At 40.9% G+C, this 15,250-nt stretch carries 12 protein-coding genes; all 12 read left to right on the top strand.

The genetic code is table 11. The features are described from left to right. Positions 1–86: 86 nt before the first annotated feature. The gene (mraZ, locus tag PQ478_RS14400) at positions 87–518 is read left to right on the top strand and encodes a division/cell wall cluster transcriptional repressor MraZ (RefSeq protein ID WP_022628258.1); all 432 of its coding nucleotides are present in this window, start codon (positions 87–89) and stop codon (positions 516–518) included. Positions 519–596: 78 nt separating this feature from the next. After that, a complete protein-coding gene (gene rsmH / locus PQ478_RS14395; RefSeq protein ID WP_289234685.1) occupies positions 597–1,532 on the top strand; it encodes a 16S rRNA (cytosine(1402)-N(4))-methyltransferase RsmH in 936 nt (311 codons plus the stop codon). A 12-nt stretch (positions 1,533–1,544) separates the two neighbouring features. Then, positions 1,545–1,898 (top strand): cell division protein FtsL, encoded by a 354-nt coding sequence (ftsL, locus tag PQ478_RS14390; RefSeq protein ID WP_289234684.1) that lies wholly within the window; start codon positions 1,545–1,547, stop codon positions 1,896–1,898. Positions 1,899–1,969: 71 nt separating this feature from the next. Continuing rightward, positions 1,970–4,183: a penicillin-binding protein gene (locus tag PQ478_RS14385; protein WP_435521041.1), complete on the top strand. Its 2,214-nt coding sequence runs from the start codon at positions 1,970–1,972 to the stop codon at positions 4,181–4,183. Between the two features lie 158 nt (positions 4,184–4,341). Then, positions 4,342–6,261 carry a stage V sporulation protein D gene (locus PQ478_RS14380; RefSeq protein WP_289234683.1) on the top strand — a complete coding sequence of 640 codons (1,920 nt, stop codon included), beginning with the start codon at positions 4,342–4,344 and terminating at the stop codon, positions 6,259–6,261. A gap of 161 nt (positions 6,262–6,422) precedes the next feature. After that, entirely contained in the window at positions 6,423–7,883 is a 1,461-nt protein-coding gene (locus PQ478_RS14375; RefSeq protein ID WP_289236986.1) for a UDP-N-acetylmuramoyl-L-alanyl-D-glutamate--2,6-diaminopimelate ligase, read from the top strand. A 2-nt stretch (positions 7,884–7,885) separates the two neighbouring features. After that, positions 7,886–9,253, top strand: a complete 1,368-nt coding sequence (locus PQ478_RS14370) for a UDP-N-acetylmuramoyl-tripeptide--D-alanyl-D-alanine ligase (RefSeq protein WP_289234682.1) — start codon at positions 7,886–7,888, stop codon at positions 9,251–9,253. Between the two features lie 45 nt (positions 9,254–9,298). After that, a complete protein-coding gene (mraY, locus tag PQ478_RS14365; RefSeq protein WP_012959490.1) occupies positions 9,299–10,273 on the top strand; it encodes a phospho-N-acetylmuramoyl-pentapeptide-transferase in 975 nt (324 codons plus the stop codon). A 17-nt stretch (positions 10,274–10,290) separates the two neighbouring features. Next, positions 10,291–11,643 (top strand): UDP-N-acetylmuramoyl-L-alanine--D-glutamate ligase, encoded by a 1,353-nt coding sequence (gene murD, locus PQ478_RS14360; RefSeq protein ID WP_289234681.1) that lies wholly within the window; start codon positions 10,291–10,293, stop codon positions 11,641–11,643. Between the two features lie 163 nt (positions 11,644–11,806). Further along, positions 11,807–12,907 (top strand): stage V sporulation protein E, encoded by a 1,101-nt coding sequence (gene spoVE / locus PQ478_RS14355; protein WP_012959488.1) that lies wholly within the window; start codon positions 11,807–11,809, stop codon positions 12,905–12,907. 169 nt (positions 12,908–13,076) lie between these two features. Beyond that, complete coding sequence (gene murG, locus PQ478_RS14350) at positions 13,077–14,168, top strand: undecaprenyldiphospho-muramoylpentapeptide beta-N-acetylglucosaminyltransferase (protein ID WP_289234680.1); 1,092 nt, start codon at positions 13,077–13,079, stop codon at positions 14,166–14,168. A 92-nt stretch (positions 14,169–14,260) separates the two neighbouring features. Further along, positions 14,261–15,178, top strand: coding sequence for a UDP-N-acetylmuramate dehydrogenase (murB, locus tag PQ478_RS14345; RefSeq protein WP_289234679.1), 918 nt, complete (start codon positions 14,261–14,263; stop codon positions 15,176–15,178). The last annotated feature ends 72 nt before the right edge of the window (positions 15,179–15,250 follow it).

Genomic DNA, 15,250 nt, shown 5'->3' with positions numbered 1-15,250 from the left:
TGTTTATACGAAATTTAATTTATAGTGGTACAAAGTGGAGGGTTGTGGTAACTTAAGGGTAGTAAGTGGGGGGAGATGACTGGAAGATGTTCATGGGGGAATATCGCCACAACGTCGATGAAAAAGGAAGAATGATTATACCAGCGAAGTTTCGTGAGTCGCTAGGATCATCCTTTGTAGTAACCCGTGGACTCGATCGGTGTTTATTTGTCTACCCGCTAGATGAATGGAAGCGATTAGAAGAAAAACTGAAAACACTCCCTTTCACAAAAAAAGATGCTAGAGCTTTTACTCGATTTTTCTTCTCAGGTGCCGCTGAATGTGAACTTGATAAGCAGGGAAGAGTAAATATTGCCCAAACATTGCGTGAGTACGCAGAACTTGAAAAAGAATGCGTCATTATTGGGGTATCAAATCGCGTTGAAGTATGGAGTAAAGCGAAATGGGAAGAGTATTTTGAGGAATCCGAAGACTCTTTTGGGGAGATCGCTGAAAACTTAATTGACTTTGATTTATAGAATGAATGAAAAGAATCAACCAAGTCATGGACACCAAGAGGCAGACATCAAGATTGGAAAGAAAGTGAAGGTGATATCATGTTCACCCATGTGACTGTATTAAAAGAAGAATCAGTAAATGGACTGGCGATCAAGCCAGATGGAATTTATGTGGATTGTACATTAGGAGGAGCCGGCCACTCATCACTCATTTTAGAACAATTGAATGATGAGGGTCATTTATATGCATTTGACCAAGATGACATTGCTCTTTCAAATGCAGAGGAAGTATTAGCTCCTTATAAGGGGAAATTCACTCTTATTCGCAGCAATTTCCGTTTTTTAAGAGAAGAACTTGCAAAACATGGTATCTCAAAAGTAGACGGAGTCTTATTTGATTTAGGTGTATCGTCCCCGCAGTTAGATGAAGCAGAGCGAGGCTTTAGCTATCATCAGGATGCCGCATTAGACATGAGAATGGATCAGACAGCACCTTTGACTGCTCATCAAGTGGTGAATGAATGGGAGTTTAATCGTCTTGTTTCCATCATCTCAAGGTACGGTGAAGAAAAATTTGCAAAACAGATAGCCAGAAAGATCGAGGCTAGACGTGAAATTAAAACGATTGAAACAACAGGAGAATTAGTAGAGATCATTAAGGATGCGATACCTGCTCCGGCAAGAAGAACAGGTGGACATCCAGCTAAGAGAACATTTCAAGCAATAAGAATTGCGGTTAACGATGAGCTCGGTTCGTTTGAGGAAGCGCTAGAAGATGCAATTACAATAACGAATCCAAAAGGAAGAATATGTGTCATTACATTTCATTCCCTAGAAGATCGTTTATGTAAGGAGATTTTTAAAGAGAAAAGTAAAGGGCCGGATCTCCCGCCAGGATTGCCGGTTATACCTGAAGGGTACGAGCCTGAATTAAAGTTAATTACAAGAAAGCCGATCGTAGCAGGAAACGAAGAGTTAACAGCTAATAACAGAGCGCGTTCTGCAAAATTAAGGATTGCTGAGAAGCAAAAATAAGGAGGTTTTATTATGAGCATGGTTGCCCGTCAAATTCAGCATCAACAGCAAACGGAAGTGAAAACTAGAAAGGTTGTTGAGCGCCGCAGAACTAAGATTACCTTAGGAGAAAAGATTATTGCTTCTGCAATGGCGGTCATTGCTTTTGCTTTAATTGGATTAATGCTACATAATTACGCATCAATTTACAGCTTAAATAAAGATGTTCATCAACTTCAAGGAACGATTGCCCAACAGTCTCAAGTCAATGAGGGACTTTCACTCCAGGTTGTTGAATTAAGTGCACCTGATCGAATTCTAGACATCGCAACTGGTGAACTAGGGATGTCATTAGATGATAATAAAGTAAAAGTCGTTCAAAACTAGTTCATTATTTGAACTAGTTTTTTTTACAATCGATTTAGCAAAAACTATATTTATACTAATAGGAAGTGAGAATGATGGAGATAAAACGTGCTGCAACAAATGTGCGAGCCGTAGTTGTCTTAGGGGCCTTTATCCTCCTTTTTATCCTTTTGTTGGGCCGATTCACTTATATTCAAGTGACACAGGAAGTAAAAGGACAAGAACTCGCATCAATGGGTGAGGACCGCTGGTCAAAAGAGCAGGTAATCGAGGGGAAACGCGGGACGATTTATGACAAAAGAGGAAGCGCCCTTGCCGAGGAGCTGAATTCCTACAGTGTCTTCGCGATTTTAAGTACAGATTACCCAAATCATGTATCAGACCCTAAGGAGACAGCAGAAAAGCTTGCTCCTTTTATCTCGATGGAACCTTCTGCACTTCAGCGGCTTTTATCAAGTGAAGGTCGGTTTCAAGTAGAGTTAGGGGCAGGGGCTAGAAATCTCACACATTCTGAAATGCAGGAAATTAAGGCGTTAGATTTAGATGGTATTATGTTTAACGAAGAGCCTAGACGTTATTATCCTAAACAAACCTATGCTTCACATGTCCTTGGATATACAGAGAGTGATATGTCCACAGCTAGAATGGGACTTGAGAGAAGCTTAGACGATTACTTAAGAGCAGAGGACGGTCTAGTTCAATATCAGAGTGATCGAAAAGGTGTTCCCCTGCCTAATGCAGAACGGCATGTGAAGCCTCCGAAAAATGGGAATGATATCTATTTAACGCTTGATTCCAATATACAAACGGCATTAGAGCAAGTAATGACTCAAGTAGATGAAGAGTATGAACCAGAAAAGATGGTTGCTATCGTAGCAGATCCAAAAACTGGTGAAATATTAGCGATGAGTAATCGACCGAGCTTTAATCCAAATCGCTATAATGAAATCTCTAACTATATGAATTATGCGGTTTCTAATCATTATGAACCGGGATCTACCATGAAAGTATTCACACTTGCTGCGGCCATTGAAGAGGGTGTTTATAACGGCGATCAAACATTCATGTCCGGTCAATTAAATGTTGGCCCTAACACAGTTAGTGACCATAACAGAGGACGAGGCTGGGGTGAAATTACATACAATGAAGGGATGCTGCGCTCTTCAAATGTTGCCTTTACAAAGATCGCGCTTGATCTCCTTGGACCTGAGAAATTGTATGAATATCTAGACCGCTTTGGCTTTGATGAGCCTACTGGGATTGACCTGCCGAATGAGGCTACGAGTTTAATTGCTAATCAAAGCAGATACGATGCAGCAGCTACTGCATTTGGGCAAGGGACAGCGGTCACGCCTATCCAGCAGATTCAAGCAGCAACAGCTATAGCTAATGGCGGAGAAATGATGAAACCTTATGTGGTTGACCGTATTGTAGATTCAGAAACACAAGAGGTGATAGAACAGAAAAAACCAGAAGTAGTGGGAAATCCTATTTCAAAAGAAACGTCAGAGCAAATGTTAGACATTTTAGGTGAAGTTGTGACATCATCTTCTGGTACTGGCCGCCCGTACAATATTGAAGGGTTTGATGTTGCAGGGAAAACGGGAACAGCTCAAATTCCTAACCCAAATGCAAGAGGGTACATTAGAGGACACGGAGAGAATATCTTTTCATTTCTTGGAATGGCTCCAAAAGATGATCCGAAACTAATTGTTTACGTTGCTGTAGAACGTCCTAACCTTCAATCCTTTGAGTCTGGCTCAGAACCGTCTGCTAAAATTTTTAACACGATCATGAAGCAGAGCTTACAGTATCTAAATATTACGCCTACTCTTGAGGAAATTAATGAAGAGGCAGAAGAAGGGTATGTCACAAGAGATTATAAGGGTGAAAAAGTAGAGAGTTTAACAAGTGAGTTAGAAGAAGAAGGCTTTGAGGTAGTTGTTTTAGGTAATGGATCTAAAGTGCTTGAACATTCTCCTGAGGGAGGAAATGCTCTTTTAGAAGGCGAGAAAGTATTTTTATTAACTGATAATGACTCTTTCTCCATGCCGGATGTAAGCGGCTGGTCTAATAGGGATGTATTGAAGTTTGCTAATGTAGCTGGTGTCACTCCTACTATTTTTGGGAACGGCTTTGCGGTGACTCAAAACATCGAAGCTGGTACCGACATTTCGCCAGGTGAAAATATTGTGTTTGAGTTAGCTAGTTTAGAGGAAATAAATGAAATGGAAGATAGCTTAGACGAGGAAGACGAGGATGTTGATTCCGATCAGGAGGAAGAAGAACAACAAGTCGGTGAATAAAAAAGGTCATTTGCTTTTTCTGATGGCGAATGAACATATGTACTGCTAGATGAACTCGCACCCATGTTCTAATTACATTCTGCCAAGCATAGGTTAGAACAAGCCTACGTCACATTTATGGCGTACTTGATCTAACAAAAAGGCGGGAGGTAGAAGTGGTGCGAGTTTCTAATGTTACTGTAAGAAAACGGCTTGTTTTAATGTTGTTTTTAGGACTGGCTGTTTTTACAATTATTGCACTAAGGCTTGGCTATGTTCAATTTGCTTTAGGGGATTGGCTCACCGATCGAGCGGAAGATTCATGGAGCCGGGATGTACCTTTTGAAGCAAAACGTGGAGAAATAAAAGACCGTAATGATATTGTGCTTGCAACGAATATCAGTGCACCCTCTATATTGGTCGTACCTAGACAAGTTAAAGACCCAGCAGATACGGCAGAAAAACTTGCTTCCGTTCTTGAAATGGATGTACAAAAGGCCTATCAGCTAGTAACAAAATCAGAATCCATTGTCAGGCTGAATCCAGAAGGCAGAAAAGTGAACAAAGAAAAGGCCAGTGAAGTGAGGGCTTTAAGACTTCCTGGGGTATATATAGCAGAAGATAGTAAGCGTCACTATCCATTTGGTAGTTATCTCTCTCATGTGCTCGGTTTTGCAGGTATTGATAATCAAGGGCTGACGGGCCTTGAACAATATTATGATGAAGAGTTAAAAGGGGAAAAAGGCCATGTTTCTTTCTTCTCTACCGCAAAAGGGAATCGGATGCCGAATTTAGCGGATGAATACACCGCACCTAATAATGGTTTTGACCTAAGGCTGACCATCGATAGTCAAGTGCAGACGATCATGGAAAATCATCTTGATATTGCTGAGGCTACGTATAATCCTGACGGGGCCATTGCCATTGCAATGAACCCTAATACAGGAGAAATTTTGGGGATGAGCTCCAGGCCGCATTATGATCCTGAGAATTTTAGAGAAGTGCCACCAGAGATCTATAATCAAAATAAACCGGTGTGGATGCAGTATGAGCCTGGTTCGACTTTCAAGATTATTACCCTGGCAGCTGCACTAGAGGAAGGCGAAGTGAACCTTGAAAAAGATTCATTTCATGACCCAGGCTTTATTGAAGTCTCCGGCCACAGACTCCGTTGTTGGAAAAAAGGCGGACACGGCTCGCAAACCTTCCTTGAAGTTGTTCAAAACTCTTGTAACCCGGGCTTTGTCGTTCTTGGTGAACGCCTAGGAAAAGATCGATTATTTGATTACATTGAGGATTTTGGTTTTGGCCAAAAGACTGGTATCGATCTTCAAGGAGAGGGAAAGGGGATTTTATTTAACCGGGATAAAGTCGGGCCTCTTGAACTAGCAACTACAGCATTCGGGCAAGGGGTTGCTGTAACACCGCTTCAGCAAGTAACAGCAGTTTCAGCAGCGATTAACGGAGGGTACCTTTATCAGCCATTCTTAGCTAAAGAGTGGGTAGATCCGATGACAAACGAAGTCGTTGACAGTCAGGCACCAATTATGAGAAGGCAGGTTATTTCGCAGGCAACATCGGAGAAAGTGAGATATGCACTCGAGAGTGTCGTAGCTGAGGGGACAGGTAAAGGAGCATTTGTTGATGGCTACAGAGTCGGAGGGAAAACAGGAACTGCTCAAAAAGCTAAGGATGGCCGTTATCTTGAAAATAACCATATTGTTTCGTTTATAGGGTTTGCCCCAGCAGATGATCCGCAAATTGTTGTCTATGTAGCTGTTGATAATCCTAAGGATACGCTGCAATTCGGGGGAATCGTTGCTGCTCCAATTGTAGGGAATATTATAGGGGACAGTCTTCGGGCTATGGGGGTAGAGCCGAGAAAAGATCAGATTGAAAAAGAGTTAGCATGGAATGATGAACCATTAATTGAAGTGCCGGATCTAGTCGGAAGAACAAAAAGAGAGATCCACGAATCCTATTATGAACTAAAAGTTGATGCAACAGGAGAAGGAGAACATGTCCTTGCTCAATCACCATCTCCGGGTGTAAAAGTGACAACGGGATCAACAATCCGTCTTTATATGGGTGACAAATAATCAGGTTACGACTAAAATAGAATTTATGTGCTTTTTTAAAAAGGCCTCTTTTCGAAAAAGTAGGGAAGAGGCTTTTCCATTTAAAAGATTTTCAAATGATTAAAATGACTGTAAAAAAGTAACGATGATAGAAAAAGGTTTGAATGTGAGGGTTAAACATGATGAAATTAAGCGAATTAACGAACGTGTTAAGATCATATGAATGGAAAAATGAAGGGGATCCAGAGATTACTCATATTGAAATGGATTCTAGAGAAGTCGTTTCGGGAACATTGTTTTTCTGTATTAAAGGATATACAGTGGATGGCCACGATTTTGCCAAACAAGCAGTTGAAAAAGGGGCAGTTGCTCTTATTGCTGAGCGTGAAGTCAAAGGTGTCGAGGTGCCAACGATTATTGTGCAAGATACCAAGCGCACAATGGCTCGTCTTGCTAATCTATTTTACGGAGATCCCACATCTAAATTGAATTTAATTGGGGTTACAGGAACAAATGGTAAAACGACCGTCACCCATTTACTTGAACAAATAATGAATGATGCCAATAAAAGAACAGGTCTTATCGGCACCATGTACACTAAAATTGGTGATGTAGAGCTGAAAACCCAAAATACAACACCGGAATCGATCACTTTGCAAAAGAGGTTTAAAGAAATGGTAGATGCTGATGTAGAGACAGCATTAATGGAAGTCTCTTCACATGCTCTTCATCTAGGCCGTGTTCGGGGGTGTGACTTTGATATTGCGGTATTCACAAACCTTACACCTGACCATCTTGATTATCATGAAACGATGGAAGCCTATCTTTTTGCTAAAGGGCTTTTGTTTGCTCAGCTCGGAAATCGTTTCACTGAAGGAAAAGTTGCAGTGTTAAATCGTGACGATGAAGCAGCCAATGAATTACTTAAAATGACGACGGTAGATGTCCTTACATATGGTGTGAAAAATAAGGCAGACATTATGGCAGAGGATATCGAGATTACAGCAAGGGGAACAACATTTACACTTAAAGCAAGAACAGAGTCAATTGAAATAGGGATGAAGCTTATTGGTATGTTTAGTGTGTATAATGCGCTAGCTGCAGCAAGTGCAGCCATTGCATCCGGTATTCCTTTAGAACAAATTAAGAAAAGCTTAGAAGCTGTACACGGAGTAGCAGGCCGTTTTGAACCGGTCGATGCAGGCCAAGATTATACTGTTATTGTTGACTACGCACACACTTCAGACAGCTTAGAGAATGTATTAACAACAGTGAGGGAATTTGCGAAAGGGAAAATATCTGTTGTCGTCGGATGCGGAGGAGACAGAGATCGCACAAAGCGTCCAGTGATGGCGAAAATTGCCACAAAATATGCTGATAATGCGATCTTCACTTCAGATAATCCGAGGTCAGAAGATCCAAAACAAATTCTTGATGACATGACTTATGGGCTCGAATCTTCAAACTATACAGTTTGCGTAGACCGAAAAGAAGCGATCTATCAAGCAATTAATGATGCAAACAAGGATGATATTTTAGTTATTGCAGGAAAAGGTCATGAAACCTATCAGATTATTGGTGCTAATACAACCCACTTTGATGATAGAGAAGTAGCAAAACAAGCAATTGAGGAGAGGGTGTAAGCATGCTCACATCATCTTTATTAGAAAGCCTGACCATCAGTACTCGTTTAAACGAAACAGAACAGTCGTTTACAGCCGTTTCTACTGATACTAGAACGATTGTAGAAGGAGCCTTGTTCGTTCCTTTGAAAGGGGAACGATTCAATGGACATGATTATGTCGATGCGGCTATAAAATCAGGAGCGCAAGCTGCACTTTGGGAAGAAGGACAACCTGTCCCAGCTGCCCTGCCGGATGACTTTCAGTTGTACGTGGTCAAGGATACATTATTTGCCTTACAAGAAATGGCAAGTGCCTACAGAGTGAAAATTAATCCTAAAGTCATTGGGATTACAGGCAGCAATGGCAAAACAACGACAAAAGACATCTTGGCTTCTCTTTTGTCACTTGAGGGTGAAACATATAAAACTCAAGGTAACTATAATAATCACATTGGCTTGCCATTAACCATTTTAGCTATGCCGTCTACGTGTAAGTATCTGATTTTAGAAATGGGTATGAGCGGCTATGGTGAAATAGAAAGGTTAAGTAAGATTGCCAAACCTGATTTGGCGATCGTTACAAACATCGGCGAGTCTCATATGGAGCAATTAGGCTCTAGAGCCGGAATTGCTAAAGCTAAAATGGAAATTAAAGAAGGCTTAAGTCCAGCTGGTTTTCTTTTTATTGATAGTGACGAGCCTTTACTTGATGGCTGGAAACAATCTTCCATTATGCGAGTAGGCTTTAATCATGCAGATATCCTAGTTGAAAATGTAGCGGCGACTGTTGACGGGTATCAATTTAACATAGAAGGTCATCATTTTGAGTTATCATTACTAGGCAAACATAATGTAAAAAATGCCGCATATTGTATAGCTGTTGCCCGTAAATTCGGGTTAGCTACAAGCAAGATTCAAACAGGACTTAGACAAATCTCACTCACTTCCATGCGATTAGAAAAGCTTACTGGGGACAAAGGTGAGCTTATCGTGAACGATGCTTATAACGCTAGTCCTACTTCAATGATTGCTGCTATAGACGCGCTAAAAGCGATCCCTTCCTATGAAAAGAGAGTGGTTGTACTAGGGGATATGTTTGAACTTGGTACGGAGGAAGAGGCGTTACATAAATCTGTAGCACAAGTAATTACGCCGCCTATTACCCATGTTCTGACACTTGGGGATCGTGCAAAGTGGATCTATGAAGAGGCGAGCCATATCTCTTCATCAAGTACTTTTGATGAAATTGCCCATTTTACTACAAAGCAGGAGCTCGCCGATCACTTATCAAAGCTTGTTGATCAGAAAACAGTCATTGTGTTTAAAGCATCAAGAGGAATGAAGCTTGAAGAAGTGATAACAGCGTATCAAGATAAACAGCAAGATTAAATACAACAAGAAAAAGATGCAAAAAGAAAGGAGGAATGATTAGCAATGTTAGAAAGAGTTTTACTGATAACTTTACTCGTTTCATTTGGAGTTGCTGTCATTTTATCACCATTATTTATTCCGTTTTTAAGACGTTTAAAATTTGGCCAAAGTATTAGAGAGGAAGGCCCTGAGTCTCACCAAAAGAAGAGCGGAACACCTACGATGGGTGGAATCGTTATTGTATTGTCTATTATTGCAACGACGCTCTTCGTATCCTTTCAATATCTATCATTCAGCATGGAAATCCTATTGCTTTTACTCGTTACAGTAGGCTTTGGCCTTGTTGGATTTTTAGATGATTATATTAAAGTTGTAAAAAAACGAAATTTAGGATTAACCTCTAAACAAAAATTAGCAGGCCAGCTGATCATTGCCGGGTTATTTTACTGGGGACTCCTGCACCTTGGGATATCAACAGAGATCATGATTCCTGCAACAACAATTTCCATTGATTTAGGCTGGTTATATTTGCCTCTTGTGATCGTAATGCTAGTTGGTGCGTCGAATGCCGTTAACTTAACGGACGGCCTTGATGGCCTTCTTGCAGGAACGGGTGCGATTGCTTTTGGTGCGTTTGCTATTTTGGCATGGTATGCAGACTTAATTGATGTAGCTATTTTTAGTGCTGCTATTGTTGGGGCGGTGTTAGGGTTTCTCGTATTTAATGCCCATCCAGCAAAAGTGTTTATGGGAGATACAGGGTCGCTTGCACTTGGAGGAGCGATTGCTGCTATTGCCATTTTAACAAAACAAGAATTATTGTTAGTGTTAATTGGCGGAGTATTTGTTATTGAAACTCTTTCTGTTATCATTCAAGTCATTTCATTTAAAACAAGAGGCAAGCGAGTATTTAAAATGAGTCCGCTTCACCACCATTATGAATTATCAGGGTGGTCAGAATGGCGAGTTGTTGTCACATTTTGGATGGTCGGGATGATCTTAGCGGTGCTTGGAATATACTTAGAGGTATGGATGTAAATGAGGTGTAAACATACATGAAAAATACAGAAATGTATCGTGGTAAAAACGTATTAGTCTTAGGGCTTGCTAAAAGCGGGGAAGCAGCAGCGCTGCTGCTTCATGAGCTTAGTGCAAAGGTCATTGTGAATGATGCAAAATCCTATGATGAAAATGATCAAGCAAAAGCACTCGAGAAAAAAGGAATCAAAGTTGTTTGCGGAGAGCATCCGTTATCTCTTTTAGATCAAGAGCTTGAGTGTGTTGTGAAGAATCCGGGCATACCATATCATAATCCAATTGTAAAAGAGGCTGTTAGACGTAACATCCCTGTCATCACGGAAGTAGAGCTAACGTCTGCCTTATCTGAAGCTGACATGATCGCGATTACTGGCTCGAATGGCAAGACAACCACCACAACGTTAATTCATGAAATGCTGAAAAAAAGTGCCAAGAATCCACTTATTGCAGGAAATATCGGCACGGTTTCATGTGAGGTGGTTAAGGGGGCAGCAAGTGACGACGTGATCGTTTTAGAAGCCTCGAGTTTTCAACTTCTTGGTACGGAGAACTTTCATCCGAAGGTAAGTGTTTTGTTAAATCTTTTTGATGCTCATCTAGACTATCACGGCACAAAAGAAGAGTATGTAGCTGCAAAGTCTAAAATAACAGCGAATCAGACAGAAGACGATGTCTTTGTATACAATCTAGATGATCCACTTGTCTGTCAGGTTGCCGAGAAAAGCAAAGCAGCAAAACTTCCTTTTTCAACAAAAGAAGTAGTGTCTGAAGGTGTCTATGTTAATCAAGGCTCTATCTACTTTAAGGATCAATTAATTATCGCTCTCTCAGAGGTCGTTCTTCCTGGGTCACATAATGTGGAGAATATCTTAGCTGCGGTAGGTGCTGCCATGACAATGGGAGCAAAAGTCACTCAAATCCAACATGTTCTAAAGACGTTTAGCGGTGTTGAACATCGTTTGCAGTTTGTTAAGAAAATAAACGACCGACTGTTTTATAATGACTCAAAAGCGACGAATATTTTAGCTGCAAAAAAAGCACTTGAAGCATTTAGCCAGCCTGTAATCTTACTTGCAGGAGGACTAGATCGAGGAAATGAATTTGATGAATTAGCGTCTTCACTTTCAAATGTAAAAGCACTCGTTGCCTTTGGAGAAACAAAGGAGAAGTTAGCCCGTACGGCTAAGGGAGCTGGAATTGCGGAAGTGGAATATGCAGACCGTGTAAAAGATGCAGTAGAGTGTGCTTACCGCCTTTCAGAAGAAGGCGATGTTATTCTATTGTCACCAGCATGTGCTAGCTGGGATCAATATAAGACCTTTGAAGAACGCGGGAATGAATTTGTTGCTGCGGTTGATAAATTAAAGTGAATAGCATAATTATTGGTTAGAAAGCTGTTATCTAAAATGGTAGCAGCTTTTTTGCATGTTTTTTAGGACATGTTTTTCTAGGTTTGTACATATGGTGTATAGAGAGAAGGTGGCTGCGACAGCTTAGCAGCAAGACAAAATGGGTTAAAATGAGGTGTCCCTATTGCAAAAAGAAAGACATGCACCAGATTATGTATTATTTATAACAACGATTGCTTTACTGACGATTGGTTTGATCATGGTTTATAGTGCATCAGAAGCATGGGCCTCATACAGATTTGATGATGCTTTTTTCTTTGCCAAGCGTCAGCTGTTTTTTGCCGGTGTCGGTGTGGTTGTCATGATTTTTATTATGAATGTGGACTATTGGACATGGAGAACGTGGTCAAAATTAATATTGATTATTTGTTTTATATTGCTTGTCATCGTTTTGATCCCGGGTGTTGGGCTCGTTCGAGGCGGGGCCAGAAGCTGGCTTGGTGTCGGAGCATTTTCCATTCAGCCTTCTGAATTTATGAAAATGGCGATGATTGCGTTTCTAGCTAAATATTTGTCTGAGAATCAAAAAAGAATAGTTTCTTTCAAAAAAGGACTCATTCCGTCTCTCTCGCTAGTCATGCTTGCCTTTGGAATGATTATGCTTCAACCTGACCTTGGTACAGGAGCAGTAATGGTCGGGACTTGTGTAGCGATGATATTTGTAGCAGGGGCGAAAATAAGTCATTTTGTCGGGCTTGCTATGGTTGGTGTTGCTGGTTTCGTCGGATTGATTGCATCAGCACCCTACCGGATAAAGCGAATTACCTCATTTCTAGATCCTTGGTCCGACCCTCTCGGCAGTGGATTTCAAATCATTCAATCACTCTATGCTATTGGTCCTGGCGGGTTAATGGGGATGGGGTTAGGGGAGAGCCGTCAAAAATATTTCTATTTGCCCGAACCTCAAACTGATTTTATTTTTGCCATCTTAGCAGAAGAGTTAGGTTTCATAGGTGGATTGTTTGTTATCATTTTATTTGGAATCATGTTATGGCGGGGGATTAAGATAGCCTTAGGAGCACCAGATTTATTTGGCAGCTTTTTGGCTGTAGGAATAATCGGGATGATTGCGATTCAGGTAATGATTAATATAGGTGTAGTAACTGGCTTAATGCCGGTAACAGGAATTACACTGCCTTTTCTAAGTTACGGAGGTTCTTCTTTAACGCTTATGCTCGTTGCTGTAGGAGTTCTATTGAATATAAGCAGGCATGCCAGGATGTGATTTCTATATGGCTCATTTATGTGACTCTTCTTTTTTCAGGAGAGTCACTTTTTTGTGGGAAACAAGCGGTAGTAGGCGATTCCTACAAAAAATCACACAGAATTGCGGTATAAACCAAGCATTGTTCGTGATAAAATGAACAATATGAAACAATTGTTGGAGGTACAATATGAGAGTAGTAGTGAGCGGTGGAGGTACAGGCGGACATATTTATCCTGCCTTATCCTTAATTAAGGAAATAAAGAAACAAGATCCCCAAGCAGAGATTTTATATATTGGTACGGAAAAAGGGCTAGAAAGTGAACTTGTCCCAAGAGAGGGAATTCCATTTAAAACGATACATATCACCGGATTTAGACGGAAACTATCAGTGGATAATGTTAAGACCGTGCTACGCTTTTTAAAGGGTACAAAAGACAGCAAGAGAATGATGAAGGAATTTAAACCAGATGTAGTGATCGGCACAGGGGGATACGTGTGCGGACCAGTTGTTTATGCTGCAGCAAAAATGGGAATTCCAACGGTTATTCATGAGCAGAATAGCGTTCCTGGCTTAACAAATAAATTTCTTAGCAGATATGTAAATAAAGTAGCTATCTGCTTTAATGCAGCATCTGAATACTTCCCTAAAGAAAAGGTGGTATTTACTGGGAATCCACGTGCAACAGAGGTAAAAAGTGTAAATGCAGCTGCTGGAGCAAAATCACTAGGGCTGGATAAAACTAAAAAAACGGTCTTAATTGTGGGTGGCAGCCGCGGTGCAAAACCGATTAATGATGCGTTTATTAGTGTATTAAAGCAAGCTTCCACTAGAAACTATCAATTTATCTATGTGACAGGTGCCGTACATTTTGATGCTGTTGCTAAGAGGGTAGAAGAGGCAGGCAGCCCTGAAAATGTAATCATAAAACCTTTCATTCATAACATGCCGGATGTTTTGGGGGCAGTAGACTTGGTGGTGGCAAGAGCAGGAGCAACGACACTTGCAGAACTGACAGCACTTGGCCTGCCAAGTATTCTTATCCCAAGTCCTTATGTGACAAATAACCATCAAGAGAAAAATGCAAGGTCTCTTGAAGAAGGCGGGGCTGCCATTGTTCGTCTTGAAAAAGAAATGAATGGTGAACAATTACTACAAGATATTGATTCGGTGTTTAATGAACAAGAAACGTGGGAAAAGATGCATGGTGCCGCGTTAAAGCTTGGTGTGCCAACGGCAGCGAATGATTTAATGAATGTCTTAAAAGACGTTTCACGCTGAGTAGCAAAACACATAGAATATGAAGATATACGAGGCGACAAAAAATAGAATCATCAAGAAGAATGCGGGATTGTAGAAAGAGGGATGTAAGAATGGAGCATGTTATTCAAAAGTTAAAAGAAAAAGAAGTTGGAACGATTAAAGTGAGTGAGCCGCTTAGCCAGCACACAACATGGAAAATCGGCGGACCAGCTGATGTTTTAGTTGAACCAGCAAATATAGAAGGCTTAATCAATACGATGGAAATAGTGAAGGGAGCAGGAGTCCCTTGGCGTGCAATCGGCAGAGGTTCTAATCTGCTTGTTTCCGATGAAGGGATCGAAGGCGTTGTCATTAAGCTTGGTAAAGGCTTAGATCATTTAGAGATTGATGATGAAGAAATTACAGTGGGCGGGGGTTATCCGTTAATTAAATTAGTAACGATTATCAGCCGCCAAGGTCTATCTGGTTTGGAGTTTGCAGGGGGAATTCCAGGTTCAGTGGGCGGAGCTGTTTTCATGAATGCTGGTGCTCATGGGGCGGAAGTAGCAGATATACTAATCAAGGCGCGTGTTCTGTACCCTGATGGCCGCCTTGAATGGATTAAGGGAAGCGATATGGAGTTCTCTTACCGTACATCACGCCTTCAACATGAAAAGGGGATTTGTGTAGAAGCAGTCTTTAAGCTTAAAAAGGGTGAGAAAGAAGAGATTGTTAAACACATGCAAAAGAATAAAGATTATCGCCGCGAAACACAGCCGTGGAGTCATCCAACATGCGGCAGTGTGTTCCGTAATCCACTGCCAAACCATGCTGGTGCTTTGATAGAAGAAGCTGGCTTAAAGGGCTACCAAATTGGCGGTGCTCAAATATCGGATATGCATGCAAATTTCATCGTAAATGTTGACAGTGCAAAAGCTGAAGATGTGTTGAATTTAATTAAGCATGCTAAAGAAACGATTAAAGAGTCAAAAGGAATTGAAATGGAGACAGAAGTAGAAATGATTGGAAGAAAGCTTAAAACCCCTTAAACATCAGTGAATCTCTCGTTTGTCTATGGTATAATTAAACAAATGTAAAGATAGCCCCTCTTATATACCTAT

The sequence above is a fragment of the Alkalihalophilus pseudofirmus genome (assembly GCF_029094545.1).
Lineage (GTDB): Bacteria > Bacillota > Bacilli > Bacillales > Bacillaceae_D > Alkalihalophilus > Alkalihalophilus pseudofirmus.
Note: the sequence above shows the minus strand (reverse complement) of the source record. Positions and strands in the feature narration are given on the sequence as shown.